General features: G+C 71.0%; 22 protein-coding genes and 1 pseudogene. 12 read left to right on the forward strand and 11 right to left on the reverse strand.

All coding sequences use genetic code 11. The features are described 5' to 3' along the window. Positions 1-95: 95 nt before the first annotated feature. Positions 96-590: a DUF1801 domain-containing protein gene (locus WMF19_RS29870; RefSeq protein WP_437893471.1), complete on the forward strand. Its 495-nt coding sequence runs from the start codon at positions 96-98 to the stop codon at positions 588-590. Positions 591-672: 82 nt separating this feature from the next. On the opposite strand, the gene WMF19_RS29875 is transcribed toward WMF19_RS29870, so the two are convergent. After that, positions 673-1,110, reverse strand: coding sequence for a hypothetical protein (locus tag WMF19_RS29875; RefSeq protein ID WP_437893472.1), 438 nt, complete (start codon positions 1,108-1,110; stop codon positions 673-675). 801 nt (positions 1,111-1,911) lie between these two features. Between WMF19_RS29875 and WMF19_RS29880 the strand changes: the two genes are divergently transcribed. Further along, positions 1,912-2,565: a Crp/Fnr family transcriptional regulator gene (locus WMF19_RS29880; protein ID WP_437893474.1), complete on the forward strand. Its 654-nt coding sequence runs from the start codon at positions 1,912-1,914 to the stop codon at positions 2,563-2,565. A 19-nt stretch (positions 2,566-2,584) separates the two neighbouring features. Here WMF19_RS29880 and WMF19_RS29885 read toward each other — a convergent pair whose 3' ends face one another. From WMF19_RS29885 to WMF19_RS29895, 3 genes and pseudogenes are all read right to left on the reverse strand, one after another. Continuing rightward, entirely contained in the window at positions 2,585-2,920 is a 336-nt protein-coding gene (locus WMF19_RS29885) for a cupin domain-containing protein (RefSeq protein WP_437893475.1), read from the reverse strand. A 2-nt stretch (positions 2,921-2,922) separates the two neighbouring features. Beyond that, positions 2,923-3,612 carry an SDR family NAD(P)-dependent oxidoreductase gene (locus tag WMF19_RS29890; protein WP_437893476.1) on the reverse strand — a complete coding sequence of 230 codons (690 nt, stop codon included), beginning with the start codon at positions 3,610-3,612 and terminating at the stop codon, positions 2,923-2,925. Next, positions 3,609-4,018 (reverse strand): annotated as a pseudogene (locus tag WMF19_RS29895) (MAPEG family protein). The gene WMF19_RS29890 and the pseudogene WMF19_RS29895 overlap by 4 nt, the downstream one beginning before the upstream one ends. Positions 4,019-4,537: 519 nt before the next feature. Between WMF19_RS29895 and WMF19_RS29900 the strand changes: the two are divergent. After that, positions 4,538-4,729, forward strand: coding sequence for an RHS repeat domain-containing protein (locus WMF19_RS29900; RefSeq protein WP_437893478.1), 192 nt, complete (start codon positions 4,538-4,540; stop codon positions 4,727-4,729). A gap of 172 nt (positions 4,730-4,901) precedes the next feature. Here WMF19_RS29900 and WMF19_RS29905 read toward each other — a convergent pair whose 3' ends face one another. Next, complete coding sequence (locus WMF19_RS29905; RefSeq protein ID WP_437893480.1) at positions 4,902-5,810, reverse strand: LysR substrate-binding domain-containing protein; 909 nt, start codon at positions 5,808-5,810, stop codon at positions 4,902-4,904. 113 nt (positions 5,811-5,923) lie between these two features. Here WMF19_RS29905 and WMF19_RS29910 point away from each other — a divergent pair, with 113 nt between their 5' ends. Then, the gene (locus WMF19_RS29910; protein WP_437893482.1) at positions 5,924-6,796 is read left to right on the forward strand and encodes an alpha/beta hydrolase fold domain-containing protein; all 873 of its coding nucleotides are present in this window, start codon (positions 5,924-5,926) and stop codon (positions 6,794-6,796) included. A 373-nt stretch (positions 6,797-7,169) separates the two neighbouring features. Then, positions 7,170-8,543: an extracellular catalytic domain type 1 short-chain-length polyhydroxyalkanoate depolymerase gene (locus WMF19_RS29915; RefSeq protein ID WP_437893484.1), complete on the forward strand. Its 1,374-nt coding sequence runs from the start codon at positions 7,170-7,172 to the stop codon at positions 8,541-8,543. Positions 8,544-8,655: 112 nt separating this feature from the next. Here the strand turns inward: WMF19_RS29915 and WMF19_RS29920 are convergent, their stop codons facing one another. Then, the gene (locus WMF19_RS29920; protein ID WP_437893485.1) at positions 8,656-8,949 is read right to left on the reverse strand and encodes a hypothetical protein; all 294 of its coding nucleotides are present in this window, start codon (positions 8,947-8,949) and stop codon (positions 8,656-8,658) included. An 83-nt stretch (positions 8,950-9,032) separates the two neighbouring features. Between WMF19_RS29920 and WMF19_RS29925 the strand changes: the two genes are divergently transcribed. From WMF19_RS29925 to WMF19_RS29935, 3 genes are all read left to right on the forward strand, one after another. Next, entirely contained in the window at positions 9,033-10,637 is a 1,605-nt protein-coding gene (locus WMF19_RS29925) for an SOS response-associated peptidase (RefSeq protein WP_437893487.1), read from the forward strand. Positions 10,638-11,117: 480 nt separating this feature from the next. Further along, a complete protein-coding gene (locus WMF19_RS29930) occupies positions 11,118-11,897 on the forward strand; it encodes a HAMP domain-containing protein (RefSeq protein WP_437893488.1) in 780 nt (259 codons plus the stop codon). A gap of 25 nt (positions 11,898-11,922) precedes the next feature. Continuing rightward, positions 11,923-12,381 carry a tellurite resistance TerB family protein gene (locus WMF19_RS29935; protein WP_272094173.1) on the forward strand — a complete coding sequence of 153 codons (459 nt, stop codon included), beginning with the start codon at positions 11,923-11,925 and terminating at the stop codon, positions 12,379-12,381. Positions 12,382-12,429: 48 nt separating this feature from the next. Here the strand turns inward: WMF19_RS29935 and WMF19_RS29940 are convergent, their stop codons facing one another. From WMF19_RS29940 to WMF19_RS29950, 3 genes are all read right to left on the reverse strand, one after another. Continuing rightward, a complete protein-coding gene (locus tag WMF19_RS29940; RefSeq protein WP_437893489.1) occupies positions 12,430-13,530 on the reverse strand; it encodes an NFACT RNA binding domain-containing protein in 1,101 nt (366 codons plus the stop codon). Between the two features lie 640 nt (positions 13,531-14,170). Then, positions 14,171-14,983, reverse strand: a complete 813-nt coding sequence (locus WMF19_RS29945; RefSeq protein ID WP_437893490.1) for a hypothetical protein — start codon at positions 14,981-14,983, stop codon at positions 14,171-14,173. Between the two features lie 169 nt (positions 14,984-15,152). After that, a complete protein-coding gene (locus tag WMF19_RS29950; protein ID WP_437893491.1) occupies positions 15,153-15,890 on the reverse strand; it encodes a hypothetical protein in 738 nt (245 codons plus the stop codon). A gap of 125 nt (positions 15,891-16,015) precedes the next feature. Here WMF19_RS29950 and WMF19_RS29955 point away from each other — a divergent pair, with 125 nt between their 5' ends. Further along, positions 16,016-16,759 (forward strand): formylglycine-generating enzyme family protein, encoded by a 744-nt coding sequence (locus WMF19_RS29955; RefSeq protein WP_437893492.1) that lies wholly within the window; start codon positions 16,016-16,018, stop codon positions 16,757-16,759. Between the two features lie 196 nt (positions 16,760-16,955). Here WMF19_RS29955 and WMF19_RS29960 read toward each other — a convergent pair whose 3' ends face one another. Beyond that, positions 16,956-17,579, reverse strand: a complete 624-nt coding sequence (locus tag WMF19_RS29960; protein WP_437893493.1) for a hypothetical protein — start codon at positions 17,577-17,579, stop codon at positions 16,956-16,958. A 315-nt stretch (positions 17,580-17,894) separates the two neighbouring features. Between WMF19_RS29960 and WMF19_RS29965 the strand changes: the two genes are divergently transcribed. Continuing rightward, the gene (locus WMF19_RS29965) at positions 17,895-19,169 is read left to right on the forward strand and encodes a hypothetical protein (RefSeq protein WP_437893494.1); all 1,275 of its coding nucleotides are present in this window, start codon (positions 17,895-17,897) and stop codon (positions 19,167-19,169) included. Between the two features lie 523 nt (positions 19,170-19,692). Beyond that, entirely contained in the window at positions 19,693-20,679 is a 987-nt protein-coding gene (locus WMF19_RS29970; RefSeq protein ID WP_437893495.1) for a serine/threonine-protein kinase, read from the forward strand. An 86-nt stretch (positions 20,680-20,765) separates the two neighbouring features. Here the strand turns inward: WMF19_RS29970 and WMF19_RS29975 are convergent, their stop codons facing one another. After that, positions 20,766-21,314, reverse strand: a complete 549-nt coding sequence (locus tag WMF19_RS29975) for an ester cyclase (RefSeq protein ID WP_437893497.1) — start codon at positions 21,312-21,314, stop codon at positions 20,766-20,768. 203 nt (positions 21,315-21,517) lie between these two features. Between WMF19_RS29975 and WMF19_RS29980 the strand changes: the two genes are divergently transcribed. Further along, on the forward strand, positions 21,518-22,537 hold the full coding sequence (locus WMF19_RS29980; RefSeq protein ID WP_437901694.1) for a LysR family transcriptional regulator: 1,020 nt from the start codon (positions 21,518-21,520) through the stop codon (positions 22,535-22,537). Positions 22,538-22,581: the final 44 nt, after the last annotated feature.

Consider the following 22,581-nt stretch of genomic DNA (forward strand, 5'->3'; position numbering starts at 1 on the left):
AACGCTGAGCGCGTCCGATCATGGCTGTCGGGTCACGCGAGATCCCGTGAAAGGGAGCTGGAGCTCGGGCCATCGAGTCAGGCGTACAACACATCATGAAGCGCACAACCGAGAAGCCGAGCAAGCCGCGCGCGAAGGCGCAGAAGGCGTCGCCCGAAAGGCGCGAGCCTCGGGAGGCCCCCGGAGCGCCCGCCGCGCCCGCCGACGCGCAGGAGAGCCCGGCCGTCGTCGCGTTCCTGCGCGAGCTGGATCATCCGCAGAAGGAGGCGGTCGTGGCCCTCCGGCAGATCATCCTCGGCGTCAGCCCGGCGATCCGCGAGGAGATCAAGTGGAACGCGCCGAGCTTCCGGACAACCGAGCATTTTGCCACGTTCAACCTGCGCGCAAAGGACCGCGTCCGGCTCATCCTTCACCTCGGAGCCAAGGTGAAGGACACAGCGGCGAAGGGGCTCGAGATCGCGGACCCGGCTGGCTTGCTCGAGTGGCTTGCCAAGGATCGCTGCCTCGTGACGTTCAGCGACGGAGAGGACGTCCAGGCGAAGCGGGCGGCGCTGGAGTCCGTGCTGCGCGCCTGGCTGCGATGGGTCTGACCCCTGCGCTGGTAGCGGGCGGGCGGGGTCGAGCATGCCTGTCCGCAGCGGTGCAGCGCGACATGGACCCGCTGCGCTAGTACTACAGCCGTACTTGGTCCCAGGTGCGGCTGTAAGCATCAAAATCGTCGAGAAATCCATGTCCGTGCGCCCGCCTTACAGCCGTAGATCTTGCCCATCCGGTCGTGGCGCTGCTGCCGATCCAGGGATCGAAGGGCGCGTCGTCGCCGGCATAGACGCCGAGGGCCGCATACTCCGCTGCGGCGATGGCGCGTGTCCGGTCCGCTATCCGCGCCAGCACCACGTGCCCGTCGAGATCCTCACCGATGTCGGAGATCGACCGCCGGACCGCGTCGACCTGGGCTTCGGCACGCGCGCTCTTCTGACGCACGAGGGCGCTGTCCAGGCCGACCGCGAAGAGCGCGGCGAGCGAAGCGAGCTCGCTGCCGGCCGGCTGGAGAGGATTGGGCAGAGACCACGAGATGACGCCGAGCAGGCGATCGCGGGCGACGAGGGGCATCGAAATCATGCCCTGAGCGTCCCCGCTTCGATCGATTATGACATGAAACCTGGCTATGCCCGGAGCGCCATGCGAGGCGGAGCGCGTAGGACGATTTTCCAGATGGGCAGCTCGCGCTCGCCGGGCCCCGGTCCAGGGCCGCGAGCAGCTCGCCTCGGCCGCTCCTCTCGCCGCGCGAGCCGGCGGCCGATCTTCATCCTCGGGGTGTCTCGGCGCGCGTCGGGTCCCGCCAGCGTGGTGTAAACGATGTTACACAGCCGAGTGAACTCGTTGGATCTATCAATCGATATCACGTGTGCATGGGAGTCCACATGGGAATGAATGCCTGGCGCGCCCGTACGAGCGCGCAGCGCGCCGGCGGCGCTAGCGCCGTGGAAGAAGGCGGCGCTCAGGGGGTTCGTCCCGAGCCGTCCACCTGCCTGTTCCTTCGCCGTGCCATCCCGGCGCCTGACCTGGAACGAGAAGAAAATGCCGTCCCCGGGCGGGTTGCGTCGCGAGGATGGGACGGGCGAACGACCGTCCGTCTGAAGTCGCCCGCGGCCTATAACCTTTCGATGCCTTCGCTGACGGGGCCAGTAGCCTCGCCTGCTCCGGAGCGCTCGGCCTGGGTGTACCTGCGCAGGGCGGCCGCAAGGCGTCAACCTCTGCTTCGGCAGCGCCACGACCGAGCAGCACTGCCACAACTGAACCGAGTCGCCGAGAAGGACCGCTGAGGTCCTGAACCCCGACGCCCCGGCGGATCCTCCGCTGGGGCGTTCGGCTTTTTGTGCTCCGCCGAAGCGCCGCAACTATGCTTCGGCCATGAACCCCGCCAAGCTCTTTCCGTTCATCGCCGCTCTCTCGGAACGCGGCCGCGCGGAGCTCGGCGCGCTCCCGGCCACGCACGTCGCGGCGCACGAGCAGCTGCTGCGTCGCGGCGATACGGCCGCCGGGGCGTATCTCATCCTGCAGGGCGCGCTGCGCGTCTATTACGTCACGGACGACGGACGCGAGGCAACGCTCTATCGCGTGGAGGCTGGCGAGACCTGCGTGCTGGCCCTGAGCTCGGCGCTGCGCGCCCACCCGTACCCGGCGTGGGTGCAGGCGGCCGGGGTCGGCAGCGCGTTCACGCGCGTCCCGAACCCGGCCTTCCAGCGCCTGATGGACGCGGAGCCGGCGTTTCGCAACTTCGTGTTGAGCTCCATGACGGAGCGCATCTTCGAGCTCATGGCCACGCTCGAGCGGCTCGCGACCTCGACGATGATGCAGCGCGTGGCCGCGTACCTCGTTCGCCACGCCGACGCGGCCGGCGAGGTCGCTGCCACGCAGATCGGGATCGCCTCGGAGCTCGGCACTGCGCGCGAGGTGATTTTCCGCGCCCTGCGGACGCTCGCGGCGCGCGGCCTGATCACGACCGCGCGCGGGCGCGTGCGCATCGTCGACGCGCGCGCGCTCGCGGACGTCGCGCCCGCGTGAGGGCTGTCCCTGCGTCCGTTCAGAGCAGCCCGCACTTAACGTAGAACAGGCAGCCCAGCGTGGATCGCGGCCGGTGCTGGCTCCCGGGCGGTTGGCGTAGCCACGTCCCCGCCGGATACACGCCGTGTTCGTCGCGGAGATCGCCCTCGAGCACCAAGAACTCCTCGCCGCGCTCGTGGACGTGCAGGCCGAAGCGCGATCCTGCGGCGTAGCGCACCACGGAGGTCGCGCGCGCGACCTCACCGCCCTCGCGGTCCAGGAGGATACGCTCCACGCCTGGCTCGGGGCTCGCCACCCGCGGAGCCGTGGTGGTATCGACGAGCGCGCGTTCGTTCAGATCAGCGCGGACCTTCATGCTCAACTCCACCGCTCCACGAACGGCCGCAGATCCAGCTCGAACGTCCAAGCCGAGCGCGGCTGCTCGATCAGCGCAGTGACCGTTCTTGCCACGGCGTCCGCTTCCAGGCACGCCTCGCGTCGTGCGTCCGGAAAGCGCTGGCGTGTGCGCTCGCCCCAGACCTTGCCGTCGAGGACGAGGTGAGCCACGTGGACTCCCTGCGGGCCGAGCTCCTTGGCGAGCGACGCCGCGAGGCCGCGCAGTGCGTGTTTTCCCGCTGCGAACGCAGAGGTGCGTGCGCCACCGCGCACCGAGGCCGTCGCGCCCATGAAGATCATGGTGCCGCGGCCCCGCGCCAGCATGGAGGAAGCGACGACCCGCGCGCAATGAAACGCCCCCAGCGCGTTGACCTGGAGGCTCGCGAGGAACATCGCGGCGGTCGTCTCCGCGAGCGGCGCGAGATCGATGCGACCGGCGTTGTAGACGAACACCTCCACGTCTTCGAGCGGACCGAAGCGCTCGCGAACGGACTCTTCTGACGTGAGCTCGACCTCGAGCAGCTCGCATTCCGTGGCTCCGAGCTCGGCTTCGAGCCCTGCCCGATTGCGCGCCGCGCTCACGACCTGGTAGCCGCGCGCGCGTAGCTCGCGGCCGAGCGCGACGCCCACGGCGCCCCCGCCGCCCGCGATGAGTGCCCGTGCGCGCGTCACGTGAGCGCTCCCGCGTTCACGGCCGCGAGCAGCAGCGCCACCTGCGCCCCGAAGCCCGTGATGAACGCCAGTGTGCGCAGGACCGGGATCCCCGCCGTGTAGACCCGGAAGTGCGCGACGCGCGAAAAAAGTAGGTCGCAGCCGCCGTCGAAGCGAGCGGCGTGCTCGCTGCGCCGAGCTCTGCGACCAGCAGCGCGAGCGGCGCGAACAGCACCAAGCTCTCGACCGCGTTGGCGTGCGCGGCTTTGGCCCGGAGCGCCCACGCGGATTGCTCGGCGTCGTTGCCGGGCGCCGGAGTGGCGAACGTGCGCGCAAGTCCCAGGCGCACCATGCGGTCCAGGACATACGGCACCCACAGACACGCTGTGAGCGCCACGGGCGCAAATAGCCAGAAGATCGTGTTCATTCGTGCACTCCTCGAGTTCGCGAGCTCCTACGTGGCCGCCGCGCGGGCGGCGCGAACGGGCCGACGCGTCGTCGCGTGCTCGAAACCTAGGCGGAGCGCCTCCGGCCTTCTGGAACCGGAGTCACTTTGTGGACACTTTTCGCGGCGACTTTCGGACCGCGCCGCGCTCGTCCCAGGACCAGCTCACCGGCGCGACGATGGCACGCTGGTGAACAAGCCGGGGCTCTTGATACAGCCTGCTGCGAGCTGCCGCGCGCGACCTCGACGCTGCCGTCCACCCCCGACGGTAGACCGGTCACCTCGATGGTCAGCATGCCGGTGCCATCGCTCGTGCACGCGCCCGCCTCCTCGTTCCGCCACCTCCCCCCTCCGGCCGGGGGTGTCGGCTCCTCGCCGTCGTTGCACGCAACGAATGCCCCCACCAACAAGGCCAAGCCGAGAACGGACAGGTGCTTCACGCACTGCTCCTTTTCGGACGCTCGCGCGAAAAGGCCAAACCCTCGCGCGCAGCGGAACCCCGTGTGGGGGGAACGCGCACCGGCGTCGTTCGCCAGCGAGACGACGCAGGGGTTCACCGGGCACGAGAGCGACGACGAGCTCGGGCTCGTGAACATGAAGGGCAGCATCTACGATCCAAGGATCGGGCGGATTTTGACGACGGACCCGATCGTGTCGATCCCGTCCTTCGGCGAGTGCCGCATGAATCGGTGACAGAATAAGAGTAGGCCGATGCAGGCGTGGCGGGGTACCAGCGTGCGAGCTTTGCATCACGGGATTCCGCAGCAGGTTCGACGCGTCGCCGGTCTCAAATAAGAGATGAGCGCTCTCGAGGAGCGCTCGTCACGGTTCTCGAGGAGAAGAGCGTCACGCCACGGCGGCCGGCTCAGGGCCCCACGTTCAGCAGCGGCTCGCGCGCGAGCTCACGAAGCAGGAACTGCTCCACCACGCGCACGCGGTCCGGCGGTCGCTTCTGAGCCGGCCGCACGAAGAAGAGAGGAATGGGCTCGGGCTCGTGTCGCCGCAAGACGGCCCTCACGGCGCCGGCCGAGAGATCCTGCGCGACGAGCCACCCCGGCACCTGGGCGAGGCCGACGTCGGCGAGCACCGCCGCGCGGATGTCGTCCGCGTTGCTCGAGAGGAAGGTCACACGTGAAGGGTGATGGCTCGTCGCCGCCGGCCGCCCGAATCGCCACGCGCGCCGCACGCCTCGAGTGAAGAACACGACGCACTCGTGCTCCTGGAGATCGGGCAGCTCACGCGGCTCGCCGTGGCGCGCCAGGTACGCCGCCGAGCCCACGGTGAGCAGCGGCGTCTCCCCCACACGCCTCGCGACGTGGCCCGAGTCACCGAGCGCCCCAGCTCGAACGGCGAGGTCGATGTTGTCGGCCAAGAGGTCCGCGAGCCGATCAGAGACGGCGAGCTCCACGGAGATGCCCGGGTGTTCGGCGCGGAGCGCCCGCAGGAGCGGCACGACGCAGGCGCGGCCGAAGCCTGGGGCGACCGCGATACGCACGGTGCCGCTCGGCGCGCGATCGCCGCGCGCGAGCCGCGCGACGCGCTCGTCGAGGGCTCGGACGAGCGGCCCGATCTCGTCGACGAGGCGCTGCCCGGCCGGGGTCGCGCTCACGTGCCGCGTCGTGCGCCCGACCAACCGGAGCCCGAGCTCTTCCTCCAGACGCGCGATCGTCTTGCTCACAGCGGGCTGACCCACGCCGAGCTCGCGCGCCGGCACCGAGAAGCTCCTCGTCTCGACGACTCGAAGGAGGATCTTGAACGCTTCCAGTCTGTCCATGCGCCGCTCCGGTTATTCCGATGAGGAATGGATCTTACCCTCCGCGACGCCGTTCTCAAGCCACGTGGAAGGTCGTATTCGTTCACGACGTCACCCCTTTGCCGAGGTCGCCTATGCCGCAAACCCATCACCCGCTCTCTTCCGCCGACCGCGACGCGATGACCGCGCTGCGCTCCCAGCTCGCGAAGAGCCGCGGCGCTCCGACGCGAGCGTCGTTCGACCAGCTCATCGAGCTCACGCCGCCCGGCGCGGGCGCCTCGCACCGCGAGGCTCGCGTCGGCGGGGTGCCGGGCACATGGTGCATCCCGCCCTCGCCGCGGCCCGGTCGAGCGATCCTCTACTTGCACGGCGGCGCGTTCATCCTCGGCAGCGCTCGCGCGTTCCGCCACTTCGCCGGCCAGCTCGCGGTCCGCGCAGGCATCTCCGTGTTCGTCGCCGACTACCGCTTGGCGCCGGAGCACCCTTTCCCCGCCGCGTGGGAGGATGCAAGGGACGCTCACCTCGGCCTCGCCAGCGAGCTCGGTGTGGAGCGGGTCGCCATCGCCGGAGACTCGGCGGGCGGCGGGCTCGCGCTCGCCCTGCTGATCGCTCAGCGCAAGGCGCCGTGCGGCGTGCTCCTCTCGCCGTGGACCGATCTGTCCATGACTGGCGCGAGCATCGAAGCCAAGGCCCTTGAAGATCCAGTGCTCTCCCGTGGGGTGCTCGAGGCCGGCGCGCGTCACTACCTGTGCGGCCACGACCCTCGCGATCCGCGCGCCTCCGCGCTGTACGGCGCGATGGACCACCTCCCGCCTGTGCAGGTTCACGTGGGCACGGCCGAGATCCTGCTCGACGACTCCGTTCGCCTCGATGCGCTCGCCGGCGCTGACGTCCACGTCTGGGAGGGCATGCCCCACGTCTTCCCGAGGAGCGTCGCGATGTTCGAGGCCGCGCGCGACGCGCTCGACCTCGCGGGCGCGTTCTTGCGCCAGGGCATCGACCGGTAAGAACGGAGGACGGAGGCGACGATGCGACGGATCACCGCGCGCCAGTTTGTGGTTGACGCCGCCAATGTGAGCGTTCACATTCGGTGCTCCGGAGCTTCTTCTACCTTGCCCTGGATAGGCCGTCATGCGCACCGGGCTTTGCGTCCTCCTGCGCGTTCACGTCGACGGTCGCGCCATGGCTCCAGACGAGGCGCACGCAGCGGAAAGGAAGGCGTTGCAGGTGGGCCCGGCTGGAATGACATCAGGGCGCACTCCGGAAGACGATGCCCCGGGAAGTCTGGGCCCTCTTGAGTCGATCCTCGATTCATAGCGCGCGAAGCAAAGCGTTGCTGGCTTGCGTACCAGATTGGCGTTGATATAGAGTCTCCGCCCAATGAATCAACTTCAAAATCACGTTCTCGGATTCGCATCGCTCTCGTTGGCGCTGCTCGTCGCGCTGCCTGCGCGCGGGGCGTCGCTACAAAAAGTCAACCAGAGCGAATGGGGGGCGGACGGCCTGCCCAGCTACGTCAACATGTACATTTACGTGCCTGACAAGCTGGCGAGCAAGCCTCCCATCGTCGTCGCTCCCCATCATTGCCAGGGCAATGGCCAGGGGACGTTCAGCGAGATGTCGAGCCTGGTTTCCATCGCGAACACCAGCGGCTTCATCATGATCTTCCCGGAGGCCACCGGGCAGAACTGCTGGGACGCGGGGTCGACGAGATCGCTCCGCCACGGCGGTGGTGGCGATACGGGGGCCATCGTCCAGATGGTGAAATACGCGCTCGCGAAGTACAACGGCGACGGGGGCCGCGTGTACTCGGTCGGCGGGTCATCGGGCGGCATCATGACCGAGGCGCTGCTCGGTGTGTACCCCGACGTGTTCATGGCCGGCGTGTCGCTCATGGGCGTTCCGTGTGGCTGCTGGGCCGAGGGATACAACGACGTCACGGGGACGGGGAGCTCGGCCCAGTGGAGCGGCCCCTGCGGGGGCGGCAACGTCACGAAGACCGGGCAGCAGTGGGGAGATCTCGTTCGTTCCTACTATCCCGGTTACAGCGGCCATCGCCCGCGCCTGCAGCATTGGCATGGCACCGCCGACACGGTCCTCAACTACAAGAACATGGCTGAGGACGTCAAAGAGTGGACGAACCTTCTGGGTCTGAGCGAGACCGCGGATGGGACCGACACGCCAAAGCGTGGAACCACGCGCCAGTTCTGGAAGAGCTCTTGCGGCTACACGGTCTACGAGACCTTTGCGATGGACGGCGTCGGGCACGCCGTGCCGTTCGACGGCCCCGCCGTCGCCGCCTATTTCGGCCTCGACAAGGCCGGCGGTCAGGATCCAGAGACGGCAGCGTGTCCCGGCGCTGTTCCCGGTGGCGACGGCACCGTTGGCGCGGGTGGCGCGGGTGGCGCGGCGGGAACCGGTGGTGCGGGTAACGCGGCAGGAACCGGTGGTGCGGATAACGCAGCAGGAACCGGCGGTGCTGCTGGCGCGGCAGGAACCGGTGGCGAGGGCGGGGCCATGGAAACTGGCTCAGGCGGCAGCGTAGGCAGCGGCGGCGCGATTGACGCGGGAGCCGGAGGGGCGAATGGACAGGACGCCAGCTCGGGAGCTGGCGACTCGACGGGAGGAGACAGCTCGAGCTCCGGTTGCAGCTGCGCCCTGGGCAACGACGCGAGCGACTCCGGCGCCCAGGCGGGGTTCCTCCTCGCGGCCCTGGGATTGCTGCTCGGTCGCCCGAAGCGCCGCCCTCGCTGAGCGCGCAAGACCCCTGCCTTTTATGGCGCCGCGCCCTCCACGAGCCCTCCGCGGCGCGTCCGCCGTCTTCTTCTGCTCCACGTCGCGCTCAAAGGCGGCGGGCTTCCAAGCACTACCAGTCGTTTCTGGCCTCGAATTGCGGGACGCAGGCGCGGGCGAAGGTGTCGGGGTCGTCGGCGCGGCAGGGGTCGGCGCGGCGGAAGCCGGTGAAGGTGATGTCGGCGGTGGCGATGTCGCGGGCGTCGCCGCTCGCGGAGCCGAAGCAGTAGAGCTCGCCGTCGCCGCTGAGGTAGGCGCCGGTGACGAGGGCTTCGGTGGCGCCCTGCTGGGCGAGCTTGGCGATGAGGACGCTCCAGCCGACGTGCAGGTAGAGCGTGTCGCCGGCTCGAGCGTGATCACCGGTCACCTCGACGACGGAAGGGCGTGCTCGTCCTACGCAGCCGCGGAAATGCCGCCGGCCGCAGCCAGCAGTGAACGCACCGTCACAACGTGACGCGCCGCAGGCACATCCCTCGTCTACGCCACCCTGACGCTCGCGCGGAGGATCTCGATCACAAGTCGTTGTGGCGCGGCGCGCTCGAGCGCTATCGTTGGTTTGTGCCGGCGACCGGTTGGCGACAGTTCAAGGCCGAGGGTAAGAAGAAGCAGCCGTATCAATTTCGGCTGTCACGGCAGTTGTTCGCGTTTGCCGGCCTGTGGTCGCGCTGGAGGTCGCCGGACGGTGAAGTCGTCGACTCATGCGCGATCGTGACGGCCGCGCCGAACGCCCAAGCCGCCGAGGTTCGTGACCGCATGCCGCTGGTGATGGAAGAAAGCGCCGCGAGCGCGATGAACCTCCGGTCTTACGCGACCGTCTTCGCGATGGCATGGCTGGCCGCGTGCGGCAGCGGCTCGAGCGAGCCGCCTCTACCATCGCCGTCGGGCGGAGCAGGCGGTACGTCGGCGGCCGGCGCCTCGTCCGTGGCAGGAGGCTCGGGCGGGAGCGCAGCACAAGCAGGCGGTGCGGGGGCGAGCGGCGGCGCTGCGGCTGTCGCGGGTTCGACCGGCGTAGCCGGCTCCCCGAACGCCGGCGGCGCCGGCGGAGCCGCCGACGGCGCCGGAGCCGGTGGTGCGAGCGCGGGGGCGGGCGGCGCCGACGCGTGCCCGGCGGGCTCGACGCAGCTGTCGCCGTGGCCCGGCAAGGCCGAGGTTCGCACGCTCGACAGCGAGGACGCGTTCGAGAGCGATCTGAGCGGGCTGACCTACGAGGCGCCCGGAGTGCTGTGGGCGACCAACAACCTCTCTTCCAAGCTGTTTCGGTTGCTGAAGAGCGGAGGGAGCTACGCGCCCGACACGTCCAATGGCTGGGCCTCCGGCAAACGGCTGCGCTACCCGAACGGCCAGGGCACGCCCGACGCGGAGGGAGTGACGCTCGCCGCCACGAGCGCCGCGGGCGTCTACGTGTGCGCCGAGCGCGACACGGACAATCCGTCCGTGAGCCGGCTGTCCGTGTTGCGCTACGACGTGACGGCCGCCGGAGCGACTCTGACCGCGACTCACGAGTGGAACCTCACCGCGCTCTTGCCCGAGGTCGGCGCGAACGCGGGTCTGGAAGCTGTCACCTGGGCGGCCGACAGCTTGCTCACGGCGCACCACTTCTTCGACGAGAACAAGGCCCGAGCTTACGCCCCGAGCGACTACGGCGAGCACGGCGCCGGCCTGTTTCTGGTGGGCGTGGAAGAGACCGGCAAGGTGTATGCTTTCGCGCTGAATCACGAGAGCGGCGCGGCCACCCTGGTGGCCAGCATCTCGACGCCGCTCGCGGGCGTGATGGGGCTCGAGCTCGACCGTGATACAGGGAGCTTGTGGGCTCACTGCGACGACACGTGCGACAACCAAGCCGCCGTGTTCGGTATCGACGATGCGCTCGGACGCTTCGTTCTGGAGCGGCGTTTCACGCACCCCAGCGGGCTGCCGGACTCCAACAACGAAGGCATCGCGCTCGCGCCGGACGCGGAGTGCAGCGGCGGCGTCAAGCCGTTCTTCTGGACCGACGACGCCGACGCCGACGGCTTTTCGGTGCGCGAAGGCTCGCTCGCCTGCGGTTGCCTCTAGCGACTGAAGGTCGTGTGGTGGAGCGGCAGCGCCTCGGGCGCCGGATAGAACGCCCCCTGAGCCCGCTCCGGAGCCCGTCGCTCGTGACGATGAGATGGGGAGTGACCGGGGCGCCCGTGTCGCAGCTCTTCCTGAGCTGGGCCGGGCCGAACGACGCCTCCCGCGGCTCCGACGACCTCCTGCGCTCCGACTGGGCCCGACAGGAGCGCACACAATGCCCCGGCCGGATGCGCCGCCATCACGTCGCGCCTCTGTGTCGGTGCCGCGCCGGCCCCGGATAACCAGCGCCGCGGCCTCATGGGCCTTACAAGCCGCGAACCGCGTCGGAGCCCCCGCCCGCGGATTGGCCCTTGCGACCGGCGCACGGAATGCTGTACCACGGAGACCGCAGTGCGTTTTCGTGGGGGGTCGCACCGGCGCGGCCCGCTCCTGGTCTATCCTGGGCACGCGACGATACCGCACGCCCGCTGACGAGCCCTCATGACCTCACCTGCCCAGGATCGCGGCACAGCCCGCCCGGCATCCCGCCGCAAGATGCTCCTGAACCCGAGATTCCAGCTCAAATACACCGGGCTCCTGGTCTCGGTGGTGCTCGCCGTGATGGTGGCGCTCGGACTCGTCATCTGGCAGACCGCGAGCGTCGCGAACGAACAGGCGCGTTACGCGGCGACCCAGGCGGAGCTCGCGCTCAAGGAGGCGGCGAACAGCGCCAAGATCCTCAAGATGAGCACCGCCGCCATGGGCGGCGACGGCGCCGAGCTCGGCAGCACCCTCGACGAGGAGCTCGAGAAGACGAACCGCGAGTACGAGCGCAACCTGGCAGAGGTCGCGAAGCGGCGCGCCGACGTCGAGGCGCTGCAAGGTCGCCTCCTCGCCATCCTCTTCGGCGGCGGCGCGTTCCTGCTCGCCGTCCTCGGCGTGCTCGGGATCTTCATCACCCAGCGCATCGTGGGGCCGGTTCACCAGATGAAGCGCATGTGCCGCCAGGTCGGCACGACGCGGCTCACCATCGGAGAGGGGCTGCGGAAGGGCGATGAGCTCGGAGACCTGTTCGACACGTTCGTGCAGATGACCTACTCGCTCAAGGCGCTCCAGACAGGCAGGCTCGCCTCGCTCGACGCGACCATCCAGCGGGCCGAGGCCGAGTCGGCCTCGGCCGAAGTGCTCGCGGGGCTGCGCGCGCTGCGGGCGCAGCTCTGCCTCGGCCTCAGCGAGTCCGAGACGGTGCGGCGCCGCGCTCCGAAAGGTGGTGAGTCATGAGGCGAATCGCCTGGGCGGAGGCGACATGAAGCCTCCCGAGCTGATCCAGCAGGCGGCCGGCTTGCTCCGAGCCCGCTTCGATCTCAACGAGTACAACCCGACCCCGATCGTCGACCTCGGCGCGCTCGTGGCGAACGCCGACGGCACCGTCGACGCCGAGGAGATCGACGCCCTGCGGCAGCTGATCGAGCCGATGCTGGGCGCCCAGCTCAACGCCGAGCTCGTCCGCTACCTCATCGAGGCGAGCCTGAAGGTGATCGCGGCGGCGGGCGTCGAGCCCCGGGTGCGCCTGCTCGCGGAGATCCTCATGGACTGCGACGCGGTGGAGGAAGGCATCCTCATCGCGCTGGCGGTCGCCCACGCGAGCGAGGGGATCTCCGACGCGGAGCGCGCGGTCATCGAGCTGCTCGCCCGCGCGGCCGAGCTCCCCGCGCGCCGGCTCGATCAGCTGAACGAGCAGGTCCGGGCGGCGTTCGCCGCCTGACGGCGGCATCCGCCGAGGGAAAAAGGCCTTGGCAGACCGCGCGTGGCGTCAGCCCTCGTCCTTGGTCGCGAGCAGCCGCGAGAGGCGATCGCCCTCGATGCGGACGGCGATGACCTTCTCCCGGTCGAAGACCACCGCGCCCGGGGCCGCGCCGCGCGGCTTGCGCACGTAGCGGCGCTGGACGTAGCTCACCTCGCATACCGCCTCGCCGCGCGCGTCGCTGAAGTGCGCCGCGAGGGTCGCGGCGTCCACGAGCACGTCCGCCGGGCAGCTCGCCCCCTTCGCGAGCGGCACGACGACGTGCGAGCCCGTGACGCCCTTTGCATGAAGCCAGAGGTCGTGCGGGCGCGCGTGCTTCGTCGTCAGCGCGTCGTTGTCCTCGGCGCCTCGGCCGACGAGGATCGCGGCGCCGGACGCGCTGCGGTAGGCGTGGAACGGCCGCCGCGGCGCGGGCCGCCCGGCCCCAGGGGCGCGGGCGCCGGACGTCCCGGGCTCGCCGGCGCCCGCGAGCTCCGCGCGCGAGACGCCGAGGGAGCGGGCGCGCTGCGCGAGCGGATCGAGCGACTCGGGCCGCGCCTCCGCCGCGGCGACGTCCGCCTCGAGCGCGGCGATCGCCGAGAGGGCGCGCTCGGTCTCGGCGAGGCGCGCGCGCATCACCGCCTCGCCGCGCTGGTAGCGCCGCGCCTTGGCGAAGAAGACCTCGGCCTGCGCCTTGGCGGGGCGCGACGGGTCGAGCGCGACCTCGATCTTGCCGCCGGTCTCCCAGTCGTCGAGGAGCGCCTTCGCGGCGCCCCGCGGCACGCGGGCGGCCTGCGCGAGCAGGAGCTGCCCCGTCTTCTGCAGGCGCGCGACGCTGCCCAGCCGCCCGAGATCGCCGCGCACCGCCTCGGCCCTGCGCTCGAGCGCCGCGCGCCGCGCCTTCACGGCGCGCGCGAGCGCGGCCTTCTCCTGCCCGGCGGCCGCATCGTCGCTCGCCTCGACCAGCGCCGCGCCGGCGGCCAGGGGATCCGCCGGGTAGGCGACCGCTGCCGGCGGGGCGCCCCCCTGAGGCGGCCAGCGGAGGATCAGGTGGCCGGCGGCGTCGAGCAGGCGCGCCTCGCCGCGGCGTCCTGGAGCGAGCTCCAGCCGCGCCCCCGGGGACGATCCCAACCTGGGTGGGGGTACCACCGGCCCCAACCCGGGTTCGGGAACTGCCGCCGGCCCCAACCCGGGTTCGGGAACTGCCGCCAACCCCAACCCGGGTTCGGGAACTGCCGCCAACCCCAACCCGGGTTCGGGAACTGCCGCCAACCCCAACCCGGGTTCGGGTGCGGCCAACCCCAACCCCGGTGCCGCCGGCCTCAACCCGGGTTCGGCCGCCGCCAACTCCAACCCGGGTTCGGCCGCCGCCAACCCCAACCTGGGTGCGGTCTCCGCACTCCCTCGGTCATTTTCCACCATGACCGCATCGCCACCCCCCGCGACGATCACGATCCCGTCGCTCCGCACGTCGATCGCCTGCACGCGGCGGCCGACCAGGTGCGCCCTCATGGCGGCGACGAGCGGGTGCGACGCGCCGGCGCGGAGCCGGGGCAGCCTCGGCAGGATCCCTGCCCCCGCCACGCGTGGTCCGATGCCGACCCCGAGCACGCGCCGCGTCCCGTCGTAGACGGCGAGCGCGACGAGCCCCGTCGCCGGGTTCGCGTGCGCCGCGTCGATCCGCGCCCCCACGCAGCGCGCGAGCGCCTCGGCGAGCGCCCCGCCCTGCGCCGCGCCCCCCGGGTGGTCCTCCATGGCGAACGCGGCTCGTTCAGCGCAACGCTTCGAAGTACGGCCCGCAGCAGCGCAGCCCGAGATCGCACGCCGGGCCGCGGTCCTCGCACGAGGCCACCTCTTCACCGTTGACGAAGCAGGAGCAGACGGTCCTGCCGGCGCCCTGGGCGCGGCACTCGGCCGCGACGACGAAGCCCTGGCACGCTCCCTTGCAACTGCAGGCCCTGTCGCGATCGCCGGCGCACTCGATCCCCGGGCAGCCGTCGCCTTTCGCGCACACGTCGTACTCGTCCAGGAACCGCTGGCACCGGGGCCCGACGACGTCGCAGTCGAACCTGCCGTTCGTCAGGCAGTCGAAGAACGGGATGAGCAGATCGTTGCACTGGGGCGCCTGGGCCAGCTCCGTGTCACACGTCGTCCCGCAGCCGCCCGGCTCCGACGCTCCACACGCCTCCGCGTAACGCTCGCAGAAGCGCACGCACGCCGACCAGGCCTCGCCGCCGCCCGCCCCGCTGGAGGCGCTCCCTGTCCCCGACGTGGCCATCCCGGTCGCGCTGGTGCTGACCGCGCTGGAGCCGCTCCCGCCGATGCCGCCCCCACCGGTGCCCACCGCGCTGGAGCCGCCCACGCCGACGGTCACCCCGGTGGAACCGCCCACGCCGGAGCCGCCCACGCCGACGCTCGCCGAGACCGCACCCGTGCTGACCGCGCTGGAGCCGAACGCGCCCGTGCTGATGGCGCTGGAGCTCGTCGCCCCGGCGCCTCCCGACCCGTCGGGCATCCCATCGACGACGACGTTGCCACCGCACGCGCTCCCCCACGCAAGGGCCGCAAGCGCAGCGGTACGCATCCTGAGCATCGTCATTCCCATGGACCGCGAGAATACCCCAGGTGCGCGCCCGGGCGCGAGCGCCGCGTCGATCCGCGCCCCCCGCAGCGCTCGATCGTCTCGGCGAGCGCTCCGCCCTGCGCCGCGCTCCCCGGCTGGTCCCCCATGGCGGACGCCGCGCGGGCGTCCCTCAGCGAAACTCGTCGAAGAACGGCTCGCAACAGCCATGGGCGAGCTCGCACGCCGGGCCGACATCCTGGCATGTGGCCAGCTCCTTGCCGTTGACGAAGCAGGAGCAGACGAACCCGTCGCGCATGTCGGGGTGGCACTCGACCCCCAACGACGCGTTCGGGCACGAGCCATTGCAGAAGCAGGCCCGGTTGAAATCGGTGAAGCACTCGAGCGGCGAGCAGCGGCCGTTGCCCCGGCACTCGTCGTACTTGGCCAGGAACGGCTGGCAGCGCTCCAGGGCGAAGTCGCAGTCGACGCCGCCGTTCGTCGCGCAGTCGAAGAACTGGGAAAGCAGGTAGTTGCACTGGGGCGCCTCGCCCAGATACTGCTTACAGAACCCCTCGCACTGACCCGGCTCCACCTGCTCGCAGGTATCCGTATAGGTCTCGCAGAACTTCATGCACATCGCCCAGGAATCGCCGCCGCCCGCCCCGGTGGAGGCGCTCCCTGTCCCTGACGTGGCGGTCGCGCTGGTGCTGACCGCGCTGGAGCCGCCAACGCCGGCGCCGACCGCGGTGGAGCCGCCCACGCCGACGCTGACCGCGAGCGCGCCCGTGCTGACCGCGCTGGAGCTCGTCGCCCCGGCGCCTCCTGATCCGTCGGGCATCCCGTCGACCACCACGTTTCCACCGCAAGCGCTTCCCCAGGCCAGGGCGGCGAGCGCAGCGGCGCGCATCCTGAGCAGCGCCATTCCCATGGGCCGCGAGAATAACCCAGGTGCGCGCCCGAGCGCGAGCGCGGCACAGGCGCGACGGGCGGATCGAGGCGAGCCGCCGCGCGGCCTCTCGTCCGCCGCGCCGCTTTGCGATAGAGACCCGCCGCGTGCTCCTCGACCTCCTGCTCGCCCCGCTGCTCGCCCAGGCTGACGCGCCGCCCCGGCCCGGACCCGCCGCGTCCTGCCCGTCCGACATGGTGCTCGTCGAGGGCACCCACGCAGAGAACGTGCAGCGGATCTGCACGAGCTACCGCGGCGGCCACTGCTTCGACTTCTTCCCCGGCCTGTTCGCCGCCGAGCCGCGCTTCACGCCTGTGCGCACGTGCATGGACCGCCACGAGTGGCCGAACCGGGCCGGCGCGCTGCCGGTCGTGATGCTCCGCTTCATCGAGGCCGAGCGGGAGTGCGCCGCGGTCGGCAAGCGCCTCTGCACCGAGTTCGAGTGGGAGCTCGCGTGCGAGGGGCCCTCCGCGCTCCCCTTCCCCTACGGTTACGCGCACGATCCGGCCGCCTGCAACGTGAGCAAGCCGTACCGAGGGATCAGCGAGCGGCGGCTCGCGTCCGACGACCCGGCGGTGCGGGCCGCCGAGACGCAGCGGCTCTGGCAGGGAGAGCCGACGGGCTCGTATCCGGCGTGCGTGAGCCCGTACGGCGTCGTCGACATGGTCGGCAACGTCGAAGAGTGGGTGTCGACCTCGCGCCCCGAGTGGCCACACCGCTCGTCGCTGAAGGGCGGCTACTGGTCCAAGCCGTGGGCCGGGTGCCGGGGGACCAACGACTCGCATGGACCGATGTTCCGGTTCTACGAGATCGGGTTTCGCTGCTGCAAGGATCCGCGGCCAGGACCGTAGCGCAGGGCCCCCCGAGGGCGAACCGGCGAGAGGATCGGTTGCCGATTGCACAGAGCCGACGTCTTCGGCGAGACGATCGAGACCTCGATCGATACCACCGCTGCCGAGCAATTCACCTCATCGCAGCTCCCTGTTTGCCAGTGATCGGTGTGCCCCGGCGGGCGCGGTCGCATCGACGACCTTGACGAGGCAGAGATCAGCGGGCGGGAGCGCCGGCGCAGATCCAGTCGTTGATCGTCTTGATATCGGCCTCGGGCAGGGGTGCGGTCGGCGGCATCCTGCTCTCGTCAGGGTCGCACAGGCCGACCTCCTTCAGCTTGTTCATGAGATAGCTGCTGCTCGGCTTGAACGGCACGACGAGCGCCTGCTCGCGGGAGCAGGACGCGCTGTCCTGATCGACGAGCTTGCCCACGGCCGCGCTCGCGCGGAGATCGAGCCCGCCGGTCGGTGCGCCGGCGTTGCCGTGGCAGTACTGGTTCGCGCAGCTCCTCGTCAGGATGGGCTCCACGTCGGCGAACGCCGCCGTGTCCGCGCCGCAGGCGGGATCGCTCGGAGGCGCGCCGCCGCCCTCGCCCCCGGTGCCGGCCGCCGCGCCGCCGCCGCCGCCCTCGCCCCCGGTGCCGGCCGCCGCGCCGCCGCCGCCCTCGCCCCCGGTACCGGCCGTCGTGGTGCTGCCGCCCTCGCCCCCGGTACCAGCCGGCGCGCCGCCGCCGCCCTCACCAGCGCCGCCGCCGCCCTGGCTGGAGCCGCTGCCGCTGCTGGTCGTGCCGGAGGCGGCACCGCCGCCGGTGCCCGTGGAATCGTCATCGGAGCAAGCCACCGCCGAGAGCCCGAGAGCCAGGCAAACGACCAATCGAATTGAATTGTTGCGATAATACAAGGGACCTCTTCATGATGGTGTTGGTCACGCGGCGTTCGCCGCGCGAGCGATTCGCGAAGAGACTAGAAAGCATGCGGACGCACGCGACGCAATCGCGCGATGGTGGACGAGGGGGTCGCCCAATTCCAACCGTGGCAGCGGGCCGGCGCGTTGACCTTCTTCCTGCCGACGGGAGTCGACGCGTGTCGATCAGGAAATGACATTGCGCGCGCGTCCGGCTTCTCCACCGCAAGCACGCGGCGGTAGAGTACCGAGATGCGACAAACCTATTGGACCGGCCTGGCGGTGTGCGCCGCCCTGAGCACGGCGCTCGGCTGCAATGCGATCTGGGGGATCCCCGACGGGGAAGCCAGCGGCGATCCCGCGGCCAGCAGCGCAGGGAGCTCAGGGGGCGCAGGGGCCACCGCGGGCGCAGGGGCCGGCGGGGGCGGCGCGGCCGGCGGGCCCCTTGCGGAGTGCCCGAGCGAGCCGTTCACAGGGCGCGCGCCGGACGCGTGCCAGGCCGCCGACGGCGACCACGATTACCTCTCCGATCGGGAGAATTGCTGTGTTCCCGGCAGGAGCTGCCTCGGCGGCGCCTGCGAGCAGGGCAGGTGTCTGCCGGTCGTCCTCACCACGACCAACGACGAGGAGCACGAGGCGATCGGCCTCGTGGTGGAAGGGGACGGGGACGATGGGCGCGTGCTCTGGGCGAGCGGCTATGGGAACACGATCTTCGCGACCGAGAAGGCGGCTTCCGGCTCGACCGAGCCGCTGGTGGTGCTCGACTCGCTCGCGACCCTGCTCGCGCGCACGGAGAGCTCGCTGCTCATCACCGACGAGACCGAGCCGGACGTGTACCGGATGCCGCTCACGGGGAACGTCACCGTCTCGACGGCCGCCAGCGCCCAGGGAGCGGCGGGCTACCGGCGGCCCGTGGCCGGCGGCGGCTGGGTCTACTGGACCACCGGAATGATCGAGGACCCGGAGCAGGATCCCGACGCGCGCGAGGTCCCGAAGCGCATCTGGGCGGCGCGGGCCGACGCGACCGCTCAGACAGGCCTCTCCGTCTTCGACCGGGACACGTACGTCGGAGGCCTCGCGCTGGACGCCACCCATCTCTACTGGACCGAGCTGGAGCCCGGCGGAACGCACAGCACCGTTCGGCGGATGGCGCTCGGGGAGCCCGGCCAGACCGAGATCGTCGCGTCGATCCCCATCCACGACGGAGATCTCCCCGGAGACATCGCTGTCGGCGATCGGATCTTCTGGATCAGCGGCTACGCCATCTACGCCGCGAACAAGGACGGCACCGACGCAGGGACGCTCGTGGCGACGGACTTCCCCACGCGCCTGCTGGCGGACTCCACCTTTGTCTACTGGTACAGCCGCGAGGGGCAGCTCCAGCGGGTGCGCACCTCGGGCGGCGCGCCAGAGCCGCTCGCCGACAGCGCGGACATCCGGGATCTCGCCCAGGACTGCGGCGCCCTCTACTGGACGACCTGGGCCACCGAGGAGCAGCCGGCGTCGGTGATCAAGCTGGCCAAATGAGCTGCGCCCCGATCGCGCTCCCGGCGAATTTGCTACGATGGTTTTGCCACGATGTGACGAAATACCCCGTGGCCGCGCCGCGCACCATCCTCTCGCCGACGCGCGCCACGCGAAGCTCCTCAACGGCCTAAGGATCCCACGTACGCAGAATCATGCCCTCGGCCGCCGCGCGCGTCGGGGCACGCTCCTTGCTAAGTTCAAATTACCAATAACGAATAACGACCGCGACCACCGATTCGGCTCGCTCCGAAGCTCTCGCGCCGGTCGACGCGACGGAATCACCAGCTCTCCATCCCCCGCCGATCCCCCCCGGCCCAGCGCGCTCTCCACGGCAGACGTGGCGATATCGCCCCTCGAACGGCGTGGAGCGCGCTGAGGCGCATCGAGTCATCACGATCGAGAACGGAACGCACACCCTTCGATAGGGCGGCCTTGCTTTCCTTGCGCTTGCCGCGCGCAGGCGCGCGTGGCTCTGGTTCACATGCATCTGGCTCGAGTCGTTCGCCAGAGCGAGAGAGGCACCATGACCCGTAACAGCGTGATTCCAGAGCTCGTCGCCGGCCGCTACAGGATGGAGCGACGGATCTCGGCAGGCGGCATGGGGACGATCTGGCATGCTCAGGATCTCGCCCTGGAGCGCCCGGTAGCCCTGAAGTTGATGCTTGACACCTATGCCTCGGACGCAGGCGCGCGCGAGCGGTTCGCGCGCGAGGCGAGGGCGGCGGCTCGGCTCGGCGCGGAGACGGACTATGTCGTACGGATCCTGGATTTCGGCGTCGACGCCGCGACGCCGTACATCGTGATGGAGCTGCTGAACGGGGAAGATCTCGAAGCGCGGCTCGTGCGGCGCGGGACGCTGTCCGTTCAGGAGGTCGCCGCGTTCCTCCCTCAGATCGCCTGTGCGCTGCGGAAGGCGCACGCGATCAGGCTCGTGCACCGGGACATCAAGCCGGCGAACATCTTCATCTCCTCCCAGGATGAGGAGGAGAGGATCAAGCTCCTGGATCTCGGCATCGTGAAGGAGCTCGGGCCGGGGGCGATCTCCACGTCCGGCAAGATCCTCGGCACGCTCTGGTACATGAGCCCGGAGCAGCTCGACGGCAAGCCGCTGGATCACCGCACCGATCTCTGGTCGCTCGGCCTCGTGATCTACCGAGCGCTCACGGGGCGGCTCCCCTTCCAGGGGAAGACCGTTGGAGAGCACCTGATGGTGCTCTTCGAGGGCAAGGCGCCCCGCATCGCCGAGATCGCGCCGCACCTCCCCGCCGACCTGGATGGCTTCTTCGAGCGCGCGCTGAAGGTGGATCCCGCGCCGAGATTTCAGACGGCCGATGAGCTGGCCCGGGCGTTCGTGGCGATCTCCAAGGTATCCTGGCGGCCGCCGCCTCCGCTGGCGGAGGCCCGCGGCGAGCCCGAGGGCGCTCCGCTCCACGCCGTGGCGCCCACCGTGCCGAACGAGGCGATGGGGTGGCGAGCCGCCGAGCAGCCACAGAGCAGCTCGGCCCGGTGACCCCCCGGACGGCGTACGCCGGGTGCTCGCTCGTCAGCGCGAGGAAGCCCCTCGATCGCCGAGACCCGCTCCGCCCCCCTCGGCGGTCACTGCGCCACGACGCCGAGCTGCTGGAACAGCGTCAGGTTGTCCTCGATGTGCCAGTTGTCGGTGATGCGACCGTCCTGCACGCGCAGGATGTCTGTTGCGATGAAGTCCACGGCCTGCCCGGCGCCCTTCCTGTCGCCGAAGGCGCCGGTGAAGCGGCCCCGGAAGCGCAGGTGCGCCACCACGCGATCGCCGGCGACGATCAGCTGCTCCACCTCGCAGCTCAGGTCCGGCACCGCGGCGCGGAAGCTCTTCGACGCGAACGCCGGGCCCTCGGGGCCCTGCGGGCGCCCCTTGGGCAAGGTGCGGTCGGTGAACGTCGGCGCGATCGCCGCGTCGAGGTAGCGCGGCTCGCCGGTGCTCCAGAACGCGTAAAAGCGGCGCGCCGCGAGGATCTCCGCGTCCGCCTGGGCCCTGGGCAGGCTCGCGTCGACGACCATCGACCGCGGCGCGGGCAGGTCGTCCGCGCCGGCGCCCTGCACGTAGCAGGCGCTCGCGGCGGCGAAGAGCGAGAGGGAGAGGGCGCTTATCGACAAGGGCTTTCTCATGACGTGTCTCCTTCGAAAGGCGATCTCGGGCGGCCGGTCGGCGCGCACGAGCCGACCGGTGGCGCCGCCGGCACGGCGGGGCGCAGCGCCGAGCGCGGCGGGCCCCAGGCCCGCCCCGGCGCGGCGACAGGGACACCTTGATCCTTTCCCCTGCGAAGGAGAACGACCGCATCGACCGAACCAGCTTTTCGATAAAGTTGAAGATGCTCGCCGGCGCGCCTACCCTTCCGGGGTTCGCCGAGGTGCGCGCGATGGTCGAGCTCGAGGACATGCAGCTGTTCGTGTGCGCCGTCTCGAGCGGCAGCCTGTCGGCGGCGGGGCGCGAGCTCGGGTTCTCACCGGCGGTGGCGAGCAAGCGCATGACGCGGCTGGAGGCGGCGCTCGGCGTGCGCCTGTTACAGCGCAGCTCGCGGCGGCTCACGCTCACCGGCGAGGGCGCGACCTACCACGAGCGCTGCATGGCCATTCTCGCCGACGTGAGCGAGGCCGAGCTCGCGGTGACCGCCGGAAAGGCCGAGGCGCGCGGCGTCTTGCACGTGGCGGCGCCGGTGGATCTCGGCCGCCAGTGGGTGGGGCCGGCCGCGGCCGACTTCGCGGCGGCGCACCCGCGGCTCAGCGTGCGCGTCAGCCTGTCGGACCGCGTGGTGGACCTGTTCGAGGCCGGCGTCGACGTGGCCGTGCGCATCGGCGCGCTGGCCGACTCCCGCCTCGTCTCGCGCCGGCTGGCCCGGAGCCGCCGCGTGGTCTGCGGCGCGCCGGCCTACCTGTCGCGGCGCGGGCGGCCGCGCACGATCGCAGACCTGGCCGAGCACGAGTGCATCGTGCTGCAGCGCCCGGGCATGCGCGCCCTCTCGTGGACCTTCCGCACCGAGCAGGGGCTCCACGCCGTCCGGCCCTCGGGGCGGCTCGTGGCCGACAGCGGCGACCTGGTGCGCGACTGGGCCGTGGCCGGCCATGGCCTCGCCTTCAAGTCGATCTGGGACGTCGCCGCCGACATCGACGCCGGGCGCCTCGTCCCGCTGCTCACCGACCTGCCCGCGCCGGGCTCGGCCGTGAACGTCATCTACCCGAGCCGGCGCTTCCTGCCCGCGAGGGCGCGGCTGTTCGTCGACTTCCTCCAGCGGCGCTTCGCCGCGCACGAGGCCGCGGTGCTGGCCGCGTCGACGCCGCGCGCGGGGCCGCCTTCACCGCCGCCATCGCCTCACGACAAACGGCGCGCCTGAGGAGCACCCCCGCGGCGCGCGGGGCGGGGCCGCTGCCGGGACGA

This window comes from Sorangium sp. So ce124, assembly GCF_051525235.1.
GTDB classification, from domain to species: Bacteria; Myxococcota_A; Polyangia; order Polyangiales; family Polyangiaceae; genus Sorangium; species Sorangium atrum.

Excerpts from the sequence above, each read along its gene's own strand:
- WMF19_RS29880 (WP_437893474.1), top strand. The coding sequence starts at position 1,912 with ATGAACCCCGCCAAGCTCTTTCCGTTCATCGCCGCTCTCTCGGAACGC.
- WMF19_RS29910 (WP_437893482.1), top strand. The coding sequence starts at position 5,924 with ATGCCGCAAACCCATCACCCGCTCTCTTCCGCCGACCGCGACGCGATG.
- WMF19_RS29965 (WP_437893494.1), top strand. The coding sequence starts at position 17,895 with ATGCGACAAACCTATTGGACCGGCCTGGCGGTGTGCGCCGCCCTGAGC.
- WMF19_RS29950 (WP_437893491.1), bottom strand. The coding sequence starts at position 15,890 with ATGGGAATGGCGCTGCTCAGGATGCGCGCCGCTGCGCTCGCCGCCCTG.
- WMF19_RS29975 (WP_437893497.1), bottom strand. The coding sequence starts at position 21,314 with ATGAGAAAGCCCTTGTCGATAAGCGCCCTCTCCCTCTCGCTCTTCGCC.
- WMF19_RS29905 (WP_437893480.1), bottom strand. The coding sequence starts at position 5,810 with ATGGACAGACTGGAAGCGTTCAAGATCCTCCTTCGAGTCGTCGAGACG.
- WMF19_RS29875 (WP_437893472.1), bottom strand. The coding sequence starts at position 1,110 with ATGCCCCTCGTCGCCCGCGATCGCCTGCTCGGCGTCATCTCGTGGTCT.
- WMF19_RS29945 (WP_437893490.1), bottom strand. The coding sequence starts at position 14,983 with ATGCGTACCGCTGCGCTTGCGGCCCTTGCGTGGGGGAGCGCGTGCGGT.
- WMF19_RS29885 (WP_437893475.1), bottom strand. The coding sequence starts at position 2,920 with ATGAAGGTCCGCGCTGATCTGAACGAACGCGCGCTCGTCGATACCACC.
- WMF19_RS29915 (WP_437893484.1), top strand. The coding sequence starts at position 7,170 with ATGAATCAACTTCAAAATCACGTTCTCGGATTCGCATCGCTCTCGTTG.
- WMF19_RS29970 (WP_437893495.1), top strand. The coding sequence starts at position 19,693 with ATGACCCGTAACAGCGTGATTCCAGAGCTCGTCGCCGGCCGCTACAGG.
- WMF19_RS29870 (WP_437893471.1), top strand. The coding sequence starts at position 96 with ATGAAGCGCACAACCGAGAAGCCGAGCAAGCCGCGCGCGAAGGCGCAG.
- WMF19_RS29930 (WP_437893488.1), top strand. The coding sequence starts at position 11,118 with ATGACCTCACCTGCCCAGGATCGCGGCACAGCCCGCCCGGCATCCCGC.
- WMF19_RS29935 (WP_272094173.1), top strand. The coding sequence starts at position 11,923 with ATGAAGCCTCCCGAGCTGATCCAGCAGGCGGCCGGCTTGCTCCGAGCC.
- WMF19_RS29980 (WP_437901694.1), top strand. The coding sequence starts at position 21,518 with ATGCTCGCCGGCGCGCCTACCCTTCCGGGGTTCGCCGAGGTGCGCGCG.